Source organism: Kitasatospora fiedleri, from assembly GCF_948472415.1.
In the GTDB taxonomy this organism is placed as follows: Bacteria; Actinomycetota; Actinomycetes; order Streptomycetales; family Streptomycetaceae; genus Kitasatospora; species Kitasatospora fiedleri.
Genome location: NZ_OX419519.1, coordinates 2,441,133 through 2,458,276, shown reverse-complemented (window position 1 = coordinate 2,458,276; position 17,144 = coordinate 2,441,133). Strand labels below are relative to the sequence as shown.

Annotated in this window: 15 protein-coding genes; 5 read left to right on the top strand and 10 right to left on the bottom strand. The window is 73.0% G+C overall.

Going from position 1 to position 17,144, the window contains the following annotated elements; all coding sequences use genetic code 11:
• Positions 1–151 precede the first annotated feature (151 nt).
• Positions 152–646 carry a DUF3145 domain-containing protein gene (locus QMQ26_RS11515; RefSeq protein ID WP_100836053.1) on the top strand — a complete coding sequence of 165 codons (495 nt, stop codon included), beginning with the start codon at positions 152–154 and terminating at the stop codon, positions 644–646.
• A 66-nt stretch (positions 647–712) separates the two neighbouring features.
• On the opposite strand, the gene fabF is transcribed toward QMQ26_RS11515, so the two are convergent.
• From fabF to QMQ26_RS11490, 5 genes are all read right to left on the bottom strand, one after another.
• Positions 713–1,981: a beta-ketoacyl-ACP synthase II gene (gene fabF, locus QMQ26_RS11510; RefSeq protein ID WP_282205646.1), complete on the bottom strand. Its 1,269-nt coding sequence runs from the start codon at positions 1,979–1,981 to the stop codon at positions 713–715.
• A 102-nt stretch (positions 1,982–2,083) separates the two neighbouring features.
• Entirely contained in the window at positions 2,084–2,326 is a 243-nt protein-coding gene (locus QMQ26_RS11505; protein ID WP_033222346.1) for an acyl carrier protein, read from the bottom strand.
• 81 nt (positions 2,327–2,407) lie between these two features.
• On the bottom strand, positions 2,408–3,436 hold the full coding sequence (locus QMQ26_RS11500; RefSeq protein ID WP_100836051.1) for a beta-ketoacyl-ACP synthase III: 1,029 nt from the start codon (positions 3,434–3,436) through the stop codon (positions 2,408–2,410).
• Entirely contained in the window at positions 3,433–4,371 is a 939-nt protein-coding gene (locus QMQ26_RS11495; protein ID WP_100836050.1) for an ACP S-malonyltransferase, read from the bottom strand. Before QMQ26_RS11495 ends, QMQ26_RS11500 begins: the two co-directional genes overlap by 4 nt.
• A 90-nt stretch (positions 4,372–4,461) precedes the next feature.
• Positions 4,462–5,658 (bottom strand): PucR family transcriptional regulator, encoded by a 1,197-nt coding sequence (locus QMQ26_RS11490; protein WP_051055798.1) that lies wholly within the window; start codon positions 5,656–5,658, stop codon positions 4,462–4,464.
• 253 nt (positions 5,659–5,911) lie between these two features.
• On the opposite strand from QMQ26_RS11490, the gene QMQ26_RS11485 reads away from it, so the two are divergent.
• Positions 5,912–6,730 (top strand): pirin family protein, encoded by an 819-nt coding sequence (locus QMQ26_RS11485; protein ID WP_282205645.1) that lies wholly within the window; start codon positions 5,912–5,914, stop codon positions 6,728–6,730.
• 277 nt (positions 6,731–7,007) lie between these two features.
• On the opposite strand, the gene QMQ26_RS11480 is transcribed toward QMQ26_RS11485, so the two are convergent.
• The gene (locus tag QMQ26_RS11480) at positions 7,008–7,838 is read right to left on the bottom strand and encodes a serine hydrolase domain-containing protein (protein ID WP_282205644.1); all 831 of its coding nucleotides are present in this window, start codon (positions 7,836–7,838) and stop codon (positions 7,008–7,010) included.
• Positions 7,839–7,953: 115 nt separating this feature from the next.
• On the opposite strand from QMQ26_RS11480, the gene QMQ26_RS11475 reads away from it, so the two are divergent.
• A complete protein-coding gene (locus QMQ26_RS11475) occupies positions 7,954–8,454 on the top strand; it encodes a MerR family transcriptional regulator (protein WP_282205643.1) in 501 nt (166 codons plus the stop codon).
• Positions 8,451–9,464 carry an aldo/keto reductase gene (locus QMQ26_RS11470; protein ID WP_100836046.1) on the top strand — a complete coding sequence of 338 codons (1,014 nt, stop codon included), beginning with the start codon at positions 8,451–8,453 and terminating at the stop codon, positions 9,462–9,464. Before QMQ26_RS11475 ends, QMQ26_RS11470 begins: the two co-directional genes overlap by 4 nt.
• 49 nt (positions 9,465–9,513) lie before the next feature.
• Here the strand turns inward: QMQ26_RS11470 and QMQ26_RS11465 are convergent, their stop codons facing one another.
• The 3 genes from QMQ26_RS11465 to QMQ26_RS11455 all read right to left on the bottom strand — a co-directional run bounded on the left by QMQ26_RS11465 (position 9,514) and on the right by QMQ26_RS11455 (position 12,188).
• Positions 9,514–10,704: an alpha/beta hydrolase gene (locus tag QMQ26_RS11465; RefSeq protein WP_100836045.1), complete on the bottom strand. Its 1,191-nt coding sequence runs from the start codon at positions 10,702–10,704 to the stop codon at positions 9,514–9,516.
• 143 nt (positions 10,705–10,847) lie between these two features.
• On the bottom strand, positions 10,848–11,192 hold the full coding sequence (locus tag QMQ26_RS11460; protein WP_282205642.1) for an MmcQ/YjbR family DNA-binding protein: 345 nt from the start codon (positions 11,190–11,192) through the stop codon (positions 10,848–10,850).
• 342 nt (positions 11,193–11,534) lie between these two features.
• Positions 11,535–12,188, bottom strand: coding sequence for a TetR/AcrR family transcriptional regulator (locus tag QMQ26_RS11455; protein WP_282205641.1), 654 nt, complete (start codon positions 12,186–12,188; stop codon positions 11,535–11,537).
• A gap of 205 nt (positions 12,189–12,393) precedes the next feature.
• Between QMQ26_RS11455 and QMQ26_RS11450 the strand changes: the two genes are divergently transcribed.
• A complete protein-coding gene (locus tag QMQ26_RS11450; protein WP_100836042.1) occupies positions 12,394–13,962 on the top strand; it encodes an MFS transporter in 1,569 nt (522 codons plus the stop codon).
• A gap of 152 nt (positions 13,963–14,114) precedes the next feature.
• Here QMQ26_RS11450 and aceE read toward each other — a convergent pair whose 3' ends face one another.
• Positions 14,115–16,865 carry a pyruvate dehydrogenase (acetyl-transferring), homodimeric type gene (gene aceE, locus QMQ26_RS11445; protein WP_282205640.1) on the bottom strand — a complete coding sequence of 917 codons (2,751 nt, stop codon included), beginning with the start codon at positions 16,863–16,865 and terminating at the stop codon, positions 14,115–14,117.
• Positions 16,866–17,144: the final 279 nt, after the last annotated feature.

The following is a 17,144-nucleotide window of genomic DNA, read 5'->3' as shown; positions in this document are numbered from 1 at the left end:
GCATGGGGTGAAAGCTTGTCCGTTTTGCTCGATTTGATGACCTAATGTCGAATAAGTTGAGCTCCCCGGGGTAGCCACTGATGCAGGACCCGCCGGTGACGGAGCGAGGCAGCTGGGGAAGGCGACCCTCGTCCACAGCCAGGAGGTCCCGGTGACGACACGTGGTGTGCTCTACATCCACTCCGCGCCCCGCGCGCTGTGCCCGCACGTCGAGTGGGCGGTCGCGGGCGTGCTCGGCGTGCGGGTCAACCTCGACTGGATCAGGCAGCCCGCCGCGGCCGGCCACTGGCGGTCCGAACTCTCCTGGCAGGGAGAGCCCGGCACCGCCTCCAAGCTCGCCTCCGCGCTGCGCGGCTGGCAGCTGATGCGCTACGAGGTGACCAGCGAGCCCTGCGCCACGGCGGAGGGCGAGCGGTACTCCTCCACGCCCGCGCTCGGCATCTTCCACGCCGTCACGGGCCTCCACGGCGACATCCTGATCCCCGAGGACCGGCTGCGCGCCGTGCTGCTGCGCGCCCGCAGCGAGGGCGGCGACCTGGAGGCGGAGATCGCCAAGCTGCTCGGCAAGCCCTGGGACGACGAACTGGAGCCGTTCCGGTACGCGGGCGAGGGCGCGCCCGTGCGCTGGCTGCACCAGGTGGTGTGACGCGTCGAGGGGGTGCGGGGGAGTGAACCCCCGCACCCCCCTCGCGGGCAGTGCGACGTACCGTCGTCAGACGGTGCGGAAGGCCAGCACCACGTTGTGGCCGCCGAAGCCGAAGGAGTTGTTGAGGGCGGCGATCCGGCCCTCGACCGGCAGCTTGCGGGCCTCGTCGCGGACGATGTCGGCGTCGATGTCGTCGTCCAGGTCGACCACGTTCACGGTCGGCGGCGCGATCCGGTGGTACAGGGCCAGCACGGTGGCGACGGTCTCGATGCCGCCGGCGCCGCCCAGTAGGTGGCCGGTCATCGACTTGGTGGCGGAGATCGCCACGTGGTCGAGGTGCTCGCCCAGGGTGCGGCGCAGCGCCTTGATCTCGGCGGTGTCGCCCTGCGGGGTCGAGGTGGCGTGCGCGTTGACGTGCACCACCTCGGACTTGTCCAGCTCGTTGCGGGCGAACAGGTCGTCGATGGCGCGGGCCACGCCGGCGCCGGTCGGCTCGGGCTGGGCGATGTGGTGGGCGTCCGAGGACAGGCCCTGGCCGACGGCCTCGCAGTAGACCCGGGCGCCGCGGGCGGCGGCGTGCTCCGCGGACTCCAGCACGATCACGCCCGCGCCCTCGCCGAGCACGAAGCCGTCGCGGGCCTTGTCGTACGGACGGGAGGCGTGCTGCGGGTCGTCGTTGTTCTTGGACATCGCCATCATGTTGGAGAAGGCGACGATCGGCAGCGGGTGCACCGCGGCCTCGGTGCCGCCGGCCACGACCACGTCGGCGCGGCCGGTGCGGATCATCTCGATCGCGTAGCCGATCGCCTCGGCACCGGAGGCGCAGGCGGAGACGGGGGTGTGCACGCCCGCGCGGGCGCCGACCTCCAGGCCGACGTTGGCCGCCGGGGAGTTGGGCATCAGCATCGGGACGGTGTGCGGGGAGACCTTGCGGACGCCCTGCTCCTTGAGCACGTCGTACTGGTCGAGCAGGGTGGTGACGCCGCCGATGCCGGAGGCGATGACCGCGCCCAGGCGCTCGGGGGCCAGCGGGTTGGCGTCGTCGGTGGCCGGGGCCTGGTAGCCCGCGTCCTTCCACGCCTCGCGGGCGGCGATCAGCGCGAACTGGGCCGAGCGGTCCAGCTTGCGGGCCAGCGGACGGGGCAGGATCTCACCGGGCTCGACGGCCACCCGGGCGGCGATCCGCACCGGCAGCTCGGCCGCCCAGTCCTCGGTGAGGGCGCGGACCCCGGACTTGCCGGCCAGCAGCCCCTCCCAGAAAGTGGCGGCGTCGCCGCCCAGCGGCGTGAAGGCGCCGATACCCGTGACGACCACGGTGCGGTTTTCAGCAGTCACTGGTTTCTTCTTCTCTCACATCTGGGGGAGGCCGGGAGGCCGGTGGGAGGGGGACCGGTCGGGGCGCGGCCGGCGCGCCCCGACCGGGAGCCTGACGGCAGGTCAGACGTTGGCGACGATGAAGTCCACCGCGTCGCCGACGGTCTTGAGGTTCTTGACCTCGTCGTCCGGGATCTTCGCGCCGAAGCGCTCCTCGGCGGCGACGACGACCTCGACCATGGACAGCGAGTCGACGTCCAGGTCGTCGGTGAAGGACTTGTCGAGCGCGACGTCCTCGACCGGGATGCCGGCGATCTCGTTCACGATCTCGGCGAGACCTTCGAGAACCTCTTCGCGGGTAGCCATATCGGCTGCTCCTTCTCGGTGTTGACAGCGTGCGGTCCGGCGGACCGACGCGGGTTTCCAGGGGGGGCGGGGGAAGAACGCCTAGGGGAGCGTAACGACTGCGGCGGCGTAGACCAGACCGGCCCCGAAGCCGATGATCAGCGCCAGGTCGCCGCTCTTGGCCTCGCCGCGCTCCAGCATCCGCTCCATGGCGAGCGGAATGGAGGCGGCGGAGGTGTTGCCGGTCTCCGCGATGTCGCGGGCCACCGGGACGCTCGGGGGCAGGTCCAGCTTCTTGACCATGGCGTCGATGATCCGCATGTTGGCCTGGTGCGGGATGAACGCGCCGAGCTGGTCGGCGGTGATCCCGGCGGCCTCCAGGGCCTGCTCGGCGACCTTCGCCATGTCGTACACGGCCCAGCGGAAGACCGTCTGGCCCTCCATCCGCAGGGCCGGCCACTTCGCCTCCTCGCCGGGCCCGTTGACCGCGTCCGGCTTGGCGAACGCGGTGTCCCAGGCCTGGGTCTGCGAGATCACGTCGGCCTGCGAGCCGTCCGAGCCCCAGATCACCCGGCCGATGCCGGGGGTGTCGGAGGGGCCGACGATCGCGGCGCCCGCGCCGTCGCCGAAGATGAACGCGGTCGACCGGTCGGTCACGTCGGTCAGGTCGGACAGCCGCTCCACGCCGATCACCAGCACGTACTCGGCGCTGCCGCCGCGCACCATGCCGTCGGCCAGGCTCAGGCCGTAGCCGAAGCCCGCGCAGGCGGCCGAGATGTCGAACGCCGGGGCGGTGCCGCAGCCGAGCCGCTGGGCGATCTCGGTGGCGATCGCCGGGGTCTGCTTCAGGTGCGAGACGGTGGCGACGATGACGCCGCCGATCTGCTCCGGGCGGATGCCGGCCATCGCGACGGCCTTGCCGGCCGCCTGCACCGACATCTCGGCGACGCTCTCCTCCGGCCCGGCCCAGCGGCGCTCGGCGATCCCGGAGCGGGTGCGGATCCACTCGTCCGAGGAGTCGATCCAGTTCAGCACCTCGGAGTTGGGGATCACCCGGGTCGGCCGGTAGCCGCCCACGCCGTGGATGCGGGAGTACTGGGCGCCGGTGGCCGGCTTGATGGTCGCGCTCATGCGCTCTCCTCCTGGCCGCCGTGCTCGGCCACGAGGGCGCGGGCCTTGTCGAGATCGGCGGGGGTCTTCAGGGCCAGCGTGGCGACACCCTTGACGTTGCGCTTGACCAGGTTGGTGAGCGTCCCGGCGGGGGACAGCTCGATCACGGCGGTCGCGCCGAGCTGCTGCAGGGTCTCCATGCACAGGTCCCAGCGGACCGGGTGGGAGACCTGTGCGACCAGGCGGGCCAGCACCTCGGCGCCGGAGCCGACCACCTCGCCGTCCCGGTTCGAGACGTACGCGAGGGCCGGGTCCGCGGCGGTCAGGGTCGGCGCCAGCTTCTCCAGCCGCGCCACGCCCGGGGCCATGTGCGCGGTGTGGAACGCGCCCGCGACCTTCAGCGGGATCAGCCGCGCGCCGGCCGGCGGGTCCGCCTTCAGTGCGGCCAACTGCTCCAGCGTGCCGGCCGCGACGATCTGGCCGCCGCCGTTGTTGTTCGCCGGGGTCACGCCGTGCTCGGCGAGCTTCGCGGCGACCTCCTCCGGGTCGCCGCCGAGCACCGCGGTCATGCCGGTCGCGGTCGCCGCGGCGGCCTCGGCCATGCCCAGGCTGCGCTCGCGGACGAAGCCCAGCGCGTCCTCCTCGGAGAGCACCCCGGCCAGCGCCGCGGCGGTGATCTCGCCGACGCTGTGGCCCGCCACCGCGCCGACCGTCCCGGCCACGCCCTCGGGGAACAGCGCCGCGGCGGTCACCAGTCCGGCGGCCACCAGCAGCGGCTGGGCGACGGCGGTGTCCTTGATCTCCTCCTCGGAGGCCGCGGTTCCGGCGTGCACCAGGTCGAGCCCGGCCGTCGCCGACCACCGGCGCAGCCGGTCGGCGGCGCCGTCCAGTTCGAGCCAGGGGTTGAGGAAGCCGGGAGTCTGGGCACCCTGTCCAGGGGCGACGATAACGAGCACGGTTCAACCCTCTCTCGCCGGACGCCCGGGGGCGGGTAGGCGACGATGACGAAGAAAAGCACGTCGGCTTGTGGGTTCCCTACAGTCCGTTCAGCCCTGGTCCGATCCGGAACCGAGACGCCCCAGAGCAAGGGCGATGCGCAGGGTGAACGCCGAACGTACGTCTGACGGAGCATAGCCGGTGACGTCTGTCACACGACGCAGCCGGTAGCGCACGGTGTTCGGGTGGACGAAGAGCATCCGGGCCGCGCCCTCCAGGGAGGACGCCTGCTCCAGGTAGACACTCAGCGTCTCCAGGAGTGCCGAACCGGCCTCCTCCAGGGGTGTGTAGATCTCCTCCACCAACTGACGGCGCGCCACTTCGTCGCCCGCCAGCGCCCGTTCCGGCAGCAGGTCGTCGGCCAGCACCGGGCGCGGCGCGTCCGGCCAGGCCGCGCACGCCTTCAGGCCCTGCGCGGCGGCGTGCGCCGAGCGGGTCGCCGAGAGCAGGTCGCCGACCGTCGGGCCGACCACCACCGGGCCCGGCGCGAACTGGCCGATCAGCGCCCGGGCCGCGTGCACCGGCTCCTTGTCGCCGCCGACCACCACCACCAGGCGGCGGCCCAGCACGCCCGTCAGCACGTGCAGTTTGGCGTACCGGGCGGCCCGCCGGATCGCCTCCACCACCAGCTCGCTGTCCCCGTCCGGGGCGCTGCCCATCACCACCCGCACCTGGCTGGGCTGCCCCCAGCCGAGCGCCGCCGCCCGCGACAGCACGCCCTCGTCGGCGTCGCCGGACAGCAGCGAGTTCACCACCAGCGCCTCCAACCGGGCGTCCCACGCGCCGCGCGCCTCGGCGGCCTGCGCGTACACCTGGGCGGTGGCGAACGCGATCTCCCGGGCGTAGACCAGCACCGACTCGCGCATCCCGGCCTCGTCGCCGGGCGCGGCCACCTCCTCGATGGCCTCCTCCATCACCTCGATGGTGGTGCGGATCAGCTCCACGGTCTGCCGCAGCGTGATGGCCCGGGTCAACTCCCGCGGGGCGGTGCCGAACACGTCCGTGGAGATCGCCTGCGGCGCCTCCGGGTGCCGGTACCACTCGGTGAACGCCGCGATGCCCGCCTGCGCGACCAGGCCGATCCACGAGCGGTGCTCCGGCGGCATCCGCCGGTACCAGGCCAGCTGGTCGTCCATCCGGGCGATCGCCGCGGACGCCAGCTTGCCCGCCGACTTCTCCAGCCGCTTCAGCGTCGCCGCCCGCAACTCCGCCCGCTCGGCGGCCAGCCGGCGCTCCTCGGCCGTCATCCGCCCCCGGCCCGGTACGGCGGCGGGGCGCCCGGGCGCGGCGGCGCGCTTGGCGGGCTTCTTCTCCGGGGCCCGTTCGGCGGACCGCTCCGGGGAGGAGCGTTCGCCGGACGACCGGTCGGAGGGCTTGTCGGGTTTCGCTGAAGCGGACGGCACGGCACTAGCCTGCCTCACCCTGACGGGTGCTCGTGCACGCCGGGCCCGATGTCGGCCGGTGGCACCCGTCACACCGGCTACCGTGGTGCCCGTGAGCGTGGATTCTTCGCCCCAGGGCGGGCAGGCATTCGAACCCGTCGAACCGGTGTCCGGGTCCGTCCGGAAGGAGCGCGGCCGGGCCGATCTGCGGCGCACTGCCGAGCGCTACCTGTCGGAACCCGCCGAAGGCGTCACCACCCGGCACGCCTTCTCGTTCGCCGGCCACTACGACCCGAGGAACACCTCCTTCGGCGCGCTGCTCGCCTGCAACGAGGAGACGCTCGCCCCCGGCGCCGGGTACGCGGCCCACCGGCACAGCGAGACCGAGATCGTCACCTGGGTGGTCTCCGGCGCCCTCGCTCACCGCGACGACGCGGGCCACGCCGGCGTGGTGCGGCCCGGCACCGTCCAGGTGCAGTCCACCGGCACGGGCATCAGCCACACCGAACGCAACCTCGGCGGGGCCGTCGAACCGGTCACCTTCGTCCAGATGTGGCTCCAGCCCGACGCGTACGGCGCCCCGCCCGGCTTCGGACTCGCCACCGTCCCCGACGGGGACGGACTGACCCTGCTCGCCTCCGGGCGGGACGGCGACCGGGCGCTGCGGCTGCGGCGCGGCGACGCCGCGCTCTGGCTGGTCCGGGCCCCGGCCTGGATGCCGCTGCCCGAACTCCCCGCCGCGCCCTTCCGCTACGTCCACGTGGTCGCCGGCTCGGTCGGCTACCGCACCGTCCCGGGCCCGCAGGGCGGCGGCCGCTCGGCCGGGCCCGGCGACTCCGTCCGGATCACGGGCGACGCGTTCGCCGACCCGACGGCGGGCGGGGACGGCGTCGAACTGCTGCTCTGGGAGATGCACAGCCCGGTCAAGTACGGTTAGCGGGACGGCAGGGACAGCGGGACGGCGGGACGGTGCGGACAGGGGCGCGGGGAACTGCGCGCGGCGGCAGGTGAGCGTCCGCGAGGTCGCGAGGAGGGCGGTGAGTTGATGTCTGCCCGCGATCTTGCGGCGGGTGCGGGGTTGCTCGCGCAGTTCCCCGCGCCCCTGGCTTCGCAACGTCTGGCACAGCAACGCCTGGCGCAGCGGCGCCTGGCGCAGCGGCGTCTGGTGCGGCGGTGTCCGGGGCGGTGGTTCGTTCCGCGTCGTCGGGGGCGTGTTAGCGCGCTTCGGCGAGGACCGCGTCGCTGAGTTGCGGCCAGACCTCCGCCGCCCAGGGGCCGAAGTCGCGGTCGGTGAGGGCGAGGCAGGCGAGGTCGGCGTCGGGGTCGACCCAGAGGAAGGTGCCGGACTGGCCGAAGTGGCCGAAGGTCGCGGGGGAGTTGGCGGTGCCCGTCCAGTGCGGGGCCTTGTGGTCGCGGATCTCGAAGCCGAGGCCCCAGTCGTTGGGGCGGCGGTGGCCGAAGCCGGGCAGGACGCCGCTGGTGCCGGGGAAGGCGACCTCGCGGGTGGCCGCGCGCACGGTGGCCGGGTCGAGCAGCTTGGGGGACTGCAGCTCGGCGGCGAAGCGGACCAGGTCCGCGGCGGTGGACAGGCCGCCCGCGCCGGCCGGGGCGCGATGGGCGGTGTTGATCAGGGTGGCGTGCATGCCGAGCGGCTGGAAGACCGCCTCGGCCGCGTACTGGGCGAACGGGATGCCGGAGGCGCCCTCCAGGGCGGCGGCCAGCACGTCGAACCCGGCGTTGGAGTAGAGGCGGCGGTTGCCGGGCCCGGCCATCACCCGGTGCTCGTCGAACGCCAGGCCGGAGGTGTGCGCCAGCAGGTGGCGGACGGTGGAACCGTCCGGCCCGGCCGGGTCGTCGAGTTCGAAGACGCCCTCCTCGACGGCGACCAGCACGGCGTACGCGCTGAGCAGCTTGGTCACCGAGGCGAGCGGGAACAGGTGCTCCTGCGGGCCGTGCGCGCCCAGCAGCGCGCCGTCGCTCCCGCGGACCACCGCCGCCGCGGCGTGGGGTACCGGCCAGTCCTCGATCATCCGCAAGCTCTGCATGGGCGGAACTCTAAACGACCGGTGGCGGGCCGCGGGCCGGTGTGTGTCAGGCTTGCTTGGAGTGCGCTCCAACTCAGTAGCGTCGGTGTCGTCGCCGAGGACGGGGGTCGTAGCAATGGCAGGGTCCGAGCAGTGGCCGGTCCGGGAGTCGGCGTGCGAGGAGGCGTTCCGCCGCCCGCGCTCCGCACCGGACCGGACGCCGCGCCACGCGATCAGCGAGGTGGCCGCGATCAGCGGCCTGACCGCGCACACGCTGCGCTGGTACGAGCGGATCGGCCTGCTGGAGCCGGTGGACCGCTCGCACGCCGGGCAGCGCCGGTACACCGACGCGGACCTGGCCCGGCTGGCGTTCCTGACCAAGCTCCGGCTGACCGGCATGCCGGTGGCCGACATGGTGCGGTACGTCGAGCTGACCCGGGCCGGGGACGGCACCCGGGACGAGCGCCGGGAGCTGCTGGTCGCGCACCGCGCGGAAGTGCGCCGGCGGCTGGCCGACCTGCACGCCACGCTCGCCGTGATCGACCGGAAGATCGACCACTACGGCGATCCCGGCGTCCCGTTCGGCGGCGACGAGGAGACAGCGAACCACTCAGGACAGGACAGGAAGAGCGCATGAGCGGCATCGACACCACCCGCCTCGGCACCGGCGGCCCGATCGTGGGCGTGCAGGGACTGGGCTGCATGGGCATGAGCGAGTTCTACGGCCCGACCGACACCGACGAGGCGCTGGCCACCCTGGAGCGGGCGCTGGAACTGGGCGTGACCCTGTTCGACACCGCCGACGTCTACGGCTCGGGCGCCAACGAGGAGCTGATCGGCCCGTTCGTCCGGGCGCACCGCGAGCAGGTCGTGCTGGCCACCAAGTTCGCCATCGAGCGGCGCGCCGACGACGCCAAGTTCCGCGGCGTCAACAACGACCCGGCGTACATCCGCCGGGCGGTGGACGGCTCGCTGCGCCGCCTCGGCGTGGACGTGATCGACCTCTACTACATGCACCGCCGCGACCCGCAGGTGCCGCTGGCCGAGTCGGTGGGCGCGATGGCCGAGCTGGTCGCGGCCGGGAAGGTCCGCTACCTGGGCCTGTCCGAGGTGACCGGCCCGGAGCTGCGGGAGGCGCACGCGGTGCACCCGATCGCGGCCCTGCAGTCCGAGTGGTCGATCTTCGCCCGGGGCCTGGAGCGCAGCGCCGTCCCGGCGGCGGCCGAGCTGGGTGTGGCGCTGGTGCCGTACTCGCCGCTGGGCCGGGGCTTCCTGACCGGCGCGCTCCCCGACGCCGGGCAGCTGGCCGCCGACGACTTCCGGCGCCACCTGCCGCAGTTCACCGGTGAGAACGCGGCCGGGAACGCCGAACTGATCGCCCCGATCCGGCGGATCGCCGAGCAGCGCGGGGCGACGGCCGCGCAGGTCGCGCTGGCCTGGCTGCAGCAGCGGGCCGAGGTGCACGGCCTGACCGCGGTGGTGCCGATCCCGGGCACCCGCAAGCGCAGCCGGTTGGAGGAGAACCTGGGCGCGACCCGGCTGGTGCTGAGCAAGGAGGAGCTGGCCGAGCTGGAGCCGATCGCCGGGCAGGTGGCCGGCGGCCGGTACGCCGACATGAGCGCCACGGCGGACGCCCGCGAGGTGTGACCGCCGGCCGGGCGGCGGACCGCGGCCGGTGGTCTCCGGTGGCGGTCCGTCAGCCCTGGGTCTCGGACGGGCCGCTGACGTCCCCGTAGTGGCCGAGCGCGATGGCGGCGAAGTTGTGCCGGCTCGCGGTGCCCTCGGCCAGGTAGCCGGTGTGGCCGGTGGCGCCCAGCGAGGAGACCGACACCGCGCCGAAGGCGTGGGTGGTCGGGTCGGCGCCGTGGCCCAGGCCGCCGACCTCCAGGTAGGGGACGTTGCCGATCCAGTCGCCGGGGTTGCGGGCCGCCCACACCTGGACGCCGGTGCCCAGCTCGGCCGCCGAGTCGACGCCCATCCCGGGGCTGCCGAACGCCACCACGTCGGTGGGCTGCGCGGCGTGCAGGGTCGGCGCGGTGGTGCCGCACACCACCGAGCCGTACGAGTGGCACAGCAGCGCGGGCGGCGCCTCCGGGTGGGTGGTCTGCTCCAGGCCGCCGAGCAGCCGGTGCAGCCGGGGCGCGGCGGCCTCCGCCAGCCGGGAGGTGACCGCGTCCGGGCCCAGGCCCTGCGGGGTGACGTACCCGGTCCAGGCGATCACCGCGGTGTGGGTGCCGGGCGACTGGGCGTGCTCCTCGGCGTACAGCGCGCGGGCCATCCCGGCGGGGGAGCGCAGCGGGTCGGCGCTCTGGTCGAAGTGGCCGAGATCGGCGTCCGAGCCGGGCACCAGGACGGCGATCCGCTGGGCGGTGGCGAGGTCGCCCCAGACCTCGGTGACCAGGCCGCGGCCGCGCGGGTCGAAGGCGAGGACCTGCCGGTCCGCGCCGAGCAGCCGCTCCGAGTCGTTGGCGCGGGAGAGGGCCAGCGCGCGGGTGGTGGGGTCCAGGCCGGTGTCCGCGGCGCGCTGCCGGGAGCGGTCCCGTTCGGCGGTGATCGCCACCCGGTTGGCGCGGTAGCGGACGGCCGGCGGGGCGCCGTCCAGGTTGCCGACCACCAGCGGGTACTCGGCGACCAGCCGGTCCAGCTCGGCGGGCTCCAGCGAGGCGAAGAACGCGGCGACGGCGGCCGGGGCGGCGGTGGCCGGGTCCGGCAGCTCGCGGCCGAGGGAGCGGTCGGCGACCCAGGCGGAGCTGCCCGCGGGCGGGGTGGTGATGGCCAACTGCTCGTTGGAGGCGGCGGCCTGCGCGGCCGCCGCGCCGGCGTCCACCAGGGCGGCACAGCCCGCGAACACGCCGATCAGGATTCGCTTCACCCGCCTGCGGTGCATGGCGTCCACTCCCTCGGGCCGTACATCGCGGCGGGACGGGCCCGACGGTGCTGTGACTTCCGACTACTAGTCAGCCAGCGTAGAGGGCGACCGACCCCGGGGGCAGGGAGTAAACAGTGTTCCCCGTCACATTCGCCCGTACGCTACTCCCCGTGCCCCCCGTGCTCGGCGACCACCCGTTTCGGTGCGACCGACCGCCAGGCGTCGGTGAGCAGTTCGCGCAGCTCCTCGGGGCCGATCCCGGCCAGCCGGACCCGCACCCAGCCGAACCGGCCGGTGTACGGCGCCACCGAGTACACCCCGGGCGCGGCGGCGATCAGCTCGGCCTGCTCCGCCGGGGTGGCCTTCACCGTCACCTCCCCCGACTCCGGGTGGCCCATCGCGAAGATCTTCCGCCCCACCCGCAGCGTCACCTGCTCCCAGGTCTCCTCCTGGTGGGCCTGCGGCAGGGACAGGGCCAGCTCGGTCAGCTCGTCGAAGGTCGCCATGGCCGCCAGCGTACGGGCCGCCGCCGACAGCTGACGCCCGCTCAGACCGCGCCCGGCGCGCACGCCGCGAACAAGCGCCGCCCCGCCAACCGCCGACCGTCGGCAGCACCGCCGCGCCCCGACCCCGGCTCCACGCACCGGACCTGACGCACAGCGGGGTCGGCGCGGTCAGCACGCGGGCCGTCGCCGGCGGCGGCCGGTGGTCGCCGAGGGACTCGGTGAGGCCGCGGAGGAACTCTTTCCGCAGGGTCACCGGGCCCGAGGGGAGGGCGGGGGCGGGGCGCTGTCCTCCTCCTCCGGTAGCCGGTCCGGGGCGGTACCCGGGGACGGGGTCGGCCGCTGTCAGCGCCAGGAGCCGGCCAGGGCCGGGCCCAGCTGGTCGAAGTGGCGCTCGATCAGCTCCAGCATGCCGTCCATCGAGTGGCTCCCGGCGTCCGGGGCGGCGGCGTAGGCGAGGTGCGAGATCCGCACCACGGTGCCGAACACGGCGGCCAGCAGGCGCGGTCGCAGGTCGACGGCCGGGTCGAGGCCCTCGCGGTCGGCGAGGATTCGGGCCACCTCGACCTCCTGCTGGATGGCGTGCCGCAGGTGGGCGGCGAGCAGCGTCGGGGTGGACTCGATCAGCTCGAACAGCTCCAGGGCGGCCGGACCGCTGTCCTGCCCCCGGTCGACGGCCTGCCAGACCTCGCGGACCGCGCCGCGCATCGCCTCCAGCGGGTTCTCCCCGGCCGGGCGGGCCCGCAGGAACTCCAGGAACGCCTCCTCGGCCTCGGCCAGCACCGCGAGGGCGACCTCCTCCTTGTTGGCGAAGTACCGGAAGAAGGTGCGCTGGGAGACCTCCACCTCGGAGGCGATCTCGTCCACCGTGGTGCGCCCGTAGCCGTGGCAGAGGAAGAGCCGGTGCGCGGCGTCGACCAGGGCGTCCCGGGTGCGCCGCTTCTTGCGTTCCCGCAGGCCGACGGGCTGCGGGTCGGCGGCGGTGGTGGGGGTGGCCATGGCCTCCACGATAGCGCCGCGACCAGGAGATGGCACCAAGTGACAGGAGTCACCGTTTGTCGAATGTCAGTGGCTGACATAATGTTCCCGATGGCGGTGTCCGTTCGTCGTGGAGCTCGTGGGGACGGGCGTGAGGGCCGGGCACCGCCCTTCTCGTGCCCAGCGCGGTCTCCTGCACACCACACGAACGGGGAAGTCCCGAGACATGAGCCAGTCCGTAGTACTCGACAAGGAAGCGGCTCCGTCCGCCGGCGGCCGGCTGCGGGGACACCCCTGGCTGACGCTGCTCACCGTCGCCGTCGGCGTCATGATGGTCGCCCTCGACGGCACCGTCGTCGCCATCGCCAACCCGGCCATCCAGCACGACCTGAACGCCTCGCCCGCCGACATCCAGTGGGTCACCTCCGGCTACCTGCTGGCCCTCGCGGTCTTCCTGATCACCGCCGGCAAGATCGGCGACCGGTTCGGCCACAAGACCACCTTCCTGGTCGGCGCGGTCGGCTTCGCCGCCACCTCCGCCGCCATCGGCTTCGCCGGCTCGATCCAGCAGGTGATCCTGTTCCGGGTGCTCCAGGGCCTGTTCGGCGCCCTGCTCCAGCCCGCCGCGCTCGGCCTGCTGCGCGGGGCCTTCCCCGCCGAGAAGCTCAACATGGCGATCGGCATCTGGGGCGGCGTCATCGGCGCCTCCACCGCGGCCGGCCCGATCGTCGGCGGCCTGCTGGTCGAGCACGTCAACTGGGAGTCGGTGTTCTACATCAACATCCCGGTCGGCATCGTCGCGCTGGTCCTCGGCCTGCTGGTGCTCAAGGACGTCCGGGCCGAGAACGCCGCCAAGTCCTTCGACGTCCCCGGCATCGTGCTCCTCTCCGGCGCGATGTTCATGCTGGTCTGGGGCATCATCAAGGCCCCGAGCTGGGGCTGGGGCGACCCGGCCACCCTGCTCTTCCTGGGCGGCGCGGTGCTCGCCCTGGTGGCCTTCGCGGTCTGGCAGAAGTACGCCAAGGAGCCGCTGGTCCCGCTCTCGCTGTTCCGCTCGGTGCCGCTCTCGGCCGGCACCCTGCTGATGGTGCTGATGGCCTTCGCCTTCTTCGGCGGCATCTTCTTCGTCACCTTCTACCTGCAGAACGTGCACGGGATGGCCCCGGTCGACGCCGGCGTCCACCTGCTCCCGATGACCGGCATGATGATCGTCGGCGCGCCGCTGGCCGGCTACCTGATCGGCAAGGTCGGACCGCGCATCCCGATCGTCGGCGGCATGCTCTTCACCACCGCCGCGATGCTCGGCATGTCCACCCTCGACATCCACTCCGGCAACGGCGCGATGGCCCTCTGGTTCGTCCTGATGGGCCTGGGCCTCAGCCCGGTCATGGTCGGCGCCACCGAGGTCATCGTCGGCAACGCCCCGATGGAGCTGTCCGGCGTGGCCGGCGGCCTCCAGCAGGCCGCGATGCAGGTCGGCGGCAGCCTCGGCACCGCCGTCCTCGGCGCCGTGATGGCCTCCAAGGTCACCAGCGCGCTGCCCGGCAAGTGGCAGGCCGCGACCGGCCAGCCGCTGCCCGCCGGCCCGGACGGCGAGCAGCTCAAGCAGGCCGCCCAGCTCGGCATCGCCCCGCCCAACGTCCCGCAGGGCGTCGCCGACGCCGTCCACTCCTCCTTCGTCAGCGGCATGGGCGTGGCCTTCGTGGTCGCCGCGGTCGTCGCCCTGGCGGCGGCCGGGCTGGGCCTGCTCACCCGCCGCGGCGTGAACGAGACGGGGCCCGCGGTCCACATCTGAACCCGCTGCGCAGAGGTCCGCCCGAGGAGGGAGCTCCCCTCCTCGGGCGGACCTCGCTGTTCTCCGGGAGCTGCGCGGAGCGGGAGGCGGAGACGGAAAGGTCCGCCCGGGGAGGGGAAGCCCCTCCCCGGGCGGACCTTCGCGTCAGGTGCCTACGCGTCGCCGCCGGCGGCACCCGGGTCCGCCGCCGCCACGTCGAGCAGCTGGTAGCGGTCGATCGCGGCCTTCAGCAGCGAGCGGTCGATCCTGCCCTGCTTGGCCAGCTCGGTGAGCGTGCCCAGGACGATCGACTGCGCGTCGATGTGGAAGAAGCGACGGGCCGCGCCGCGGGTGTCGGCGAAGCCGAAGCCGTCGGCGCCCAGCGACTGGTACTGGCCGGGGACCCAGCGGGAGATCTGGTCCGGGACGGCGCGCATCCAGTCGGAGACGGCCACGAACGGACCCTCGGCCCCGGAGAGCTTGGTGGTCACGTACGGGACGCGCTGCGGCTCCTCGGGGTGCAGCAGGTTGAACTCCTCCGCCTCGACCGCGTCGCGGCGCAGCTCGTTCCAGGAGGTCGCCGACCAGACGTCCGCCTTGACGTTCCACTCCTCGGCGAGGATGCGCTGGGCCTCCAGGGCCCACGGCACCGCCACGCCGGAGGCGAGGAGCTGCGCGGGGATCTGGCCGCCCTCGCCGTCCTTGAGCTTGTAGAGGCCCTTGAGGATGCCCTCGACGTCCACGCCCTCCGGCTCGGCCGGCATCTTGATGGGCTCGTTGTAGACGGTGATGTAGTAGAAGACGTCCTCGCCGTGCGGGTGCTCGGCGGAGGAGCCGTACATCCGGCGGATGCCGTCCTGCATGATGTGGGCGATCTCGTACCCGTAGGCCGGGTCGTAGGCGACCACGCCGGGGTTGGTGGAGGCCAGCAGGTGCGAGTGGCCGTCGGCGTGCTGCAGGCCCTCGCCGGTGAGGGTGGTGCGGCCGGCGGTGGCGCCGATCACGAAGCCGCGGGCCAGCTGGTCGGACATCTGCCAGAACTGGTCGCCGGTGCGCTGGAACCCGAACATCGAGTAGAAGACGTACACCGGGATCAGCGGCTCGCCGTGCGTCGCGTACGAGGAGCCGGCCGCGATCAGCGAGGCGGTGCAGCCGGCCTCGGAGATGCCGTCGTGCAGCATCTGGCCGCTCGGGGACTCCTTGTACGCCAGCAGCAGCTCGCGGTCGACCGACTCGTAGGTCTGGCCGAGCGGGTTGTAGATCTTGGCGGACGGGAACAGCGAGTCCATGCCGAAGGTGCGGTACTCGTCGGGCGCGATCGGCACGAAGCGGTTGCCGATGCCCTTGTCGCGCATCAGGTCCTTGAGCACCCGGACGAACGCCATGGTGGTAGCGATGGTCTGGTTGCCGGAGCCCTTCTTGACCGCCTTGTACGCGTCGTCGCCCGGGAGTTCGAGCTTGCGCGGGCGCACCTTGCGGGTGGGCACGTAGCCGCCGAGCTCCTCGCGGCGGTCGTGCATGTACTGGATCTCTTCCGAGTTGCGGCCCGGGTGGTAGTAGGGCGGGTAGCCCTCGTCGAGCTGCTTGTCGGTGATCGGCAGGTGCAGCCGGTCGCGGAAGCGCTTGAGGTCCTCGACCGTCAGCTTCTTCATCTGGTGGGTGGCGTTGCGGCCCTCGAAGTTGGGGCCCAGCGTCCAGCCCTTGACGGTCTGCGCCAGGATGACGGTCGGCTGGCCCTGGTGCTCGCGGGCGGCCTTGAACGCGGCGTAGACCTTGCGGTGGTCGTGGCCGCCGCGGCCCAGGTGCTGGATCTGGTGGTCGGACATGTTCTCGACCATCGAGCGCAGCCGCAGGTCGCCGCCGAAGAAGTGGTCGCGGATGTACGCGCCGGACTCGGTGGCGTAGGTCTGGAACTGGCCGTCCGGGGTGGTGTTCAGCTTGTTGACCAGGACGCCGTCGCGGTCCTGGGCCAGCAGCGGGTCCCAGGAGCGGTCCCAGATCAGCTTGATGACGTTCCAGCCGGCGCCGCGGAACTGCGACTCCAGCTCCTGGATGATCTTGCCGTTGCCGCGGACCGGGCCGTCCAGGCGCTGCAGGTTGCAGTTGACCACGAAGGTCAGGTTGTCCAGGCCCTCGCGGGCGGCCAGCGAGAGCTGGCCCAGCGACTCGGGCTCGTCCATCTCGCCGTCGCCGAGGAAGGCGTACACCTGCGAGTCGGAGGTGTCCTTGATGCCCCGGTGCTCCAGGTAGCGGTTCATCCGGGCCTGGTAGATCGCGCCGAGCGGGCCGAGGCCCATCGAGACGGTCGGGAACTCCCAGAAGTCCGGCATCAGCCGCGGGTGCGGGTAGCTGGAGAGGCCGAACGGCGCCTTGGACTTCTCCTGCCGGAACGCGTCGAGCTGCTGCTCGGTCAGCCGGTCCAGCAGGAAGGCGCGGGCGTAGATGCCCGGCGAGGCGTGGCCCTGGAAGAAGACCTGGTCGCCGGACTCGCCGTCGGCGTCCTTGCCGCGGAAGAAGTAGTTGAAGCCCACGTCGTACAGCGACGCGGAGGAGGCGAAGGTGGCGATGTGGCCGCCGACGCCGATGCCGGGACGCTGGGCGCGGGAGACCATGACGGCCGCGTTCCAGCGCGTCGCGTTCAGGATCTTGCGCTCGATCTCCTCGTTGCCGGGGAAGAACGGCTCGTCCTTGGTCGCGATGGTGTTGACGTAGTCCGTGCTGCGCATCTCGGGCACGGCGACACGCTTTTCACGGGCGCGCTCGATCAGCCGGAGCATCAGGTAGCGGGCGCGCTCGCGCCCGCGCTCGTCGATGGCGGCGTCAAGCGACTCCAGCCATTCCGCGGTCTCCTCGGGATCGAAGTCCGGGACCTGGCTCGGGAGGCCGCCAATGATGATCGGGTTGCGATCGGATCCGGAAGCCACGCTGTTCCTTCACTGTCGGTCGAAGCTGAGTTGTCGCGCCGCCTCCATCGTGCTACCGCGTTCGGAGATCCGTCATCTCTACCGATCGGTAACCGTTCCGCCGGTTGGGGCGGTACGGTCAGGAGGTGGTCCGACCTGGGACCCCGGCCGGACGATGGCGGCCGGTCGGGATGAGGGCCAACAGGAGACTTTACGCCCGCACCCTGCCCCGACCCGAATGCCGTTCGCATCTCGGGCAGGCGTGCGGGGGATGAACGGGCTGCGGGCGGGTACGAGACG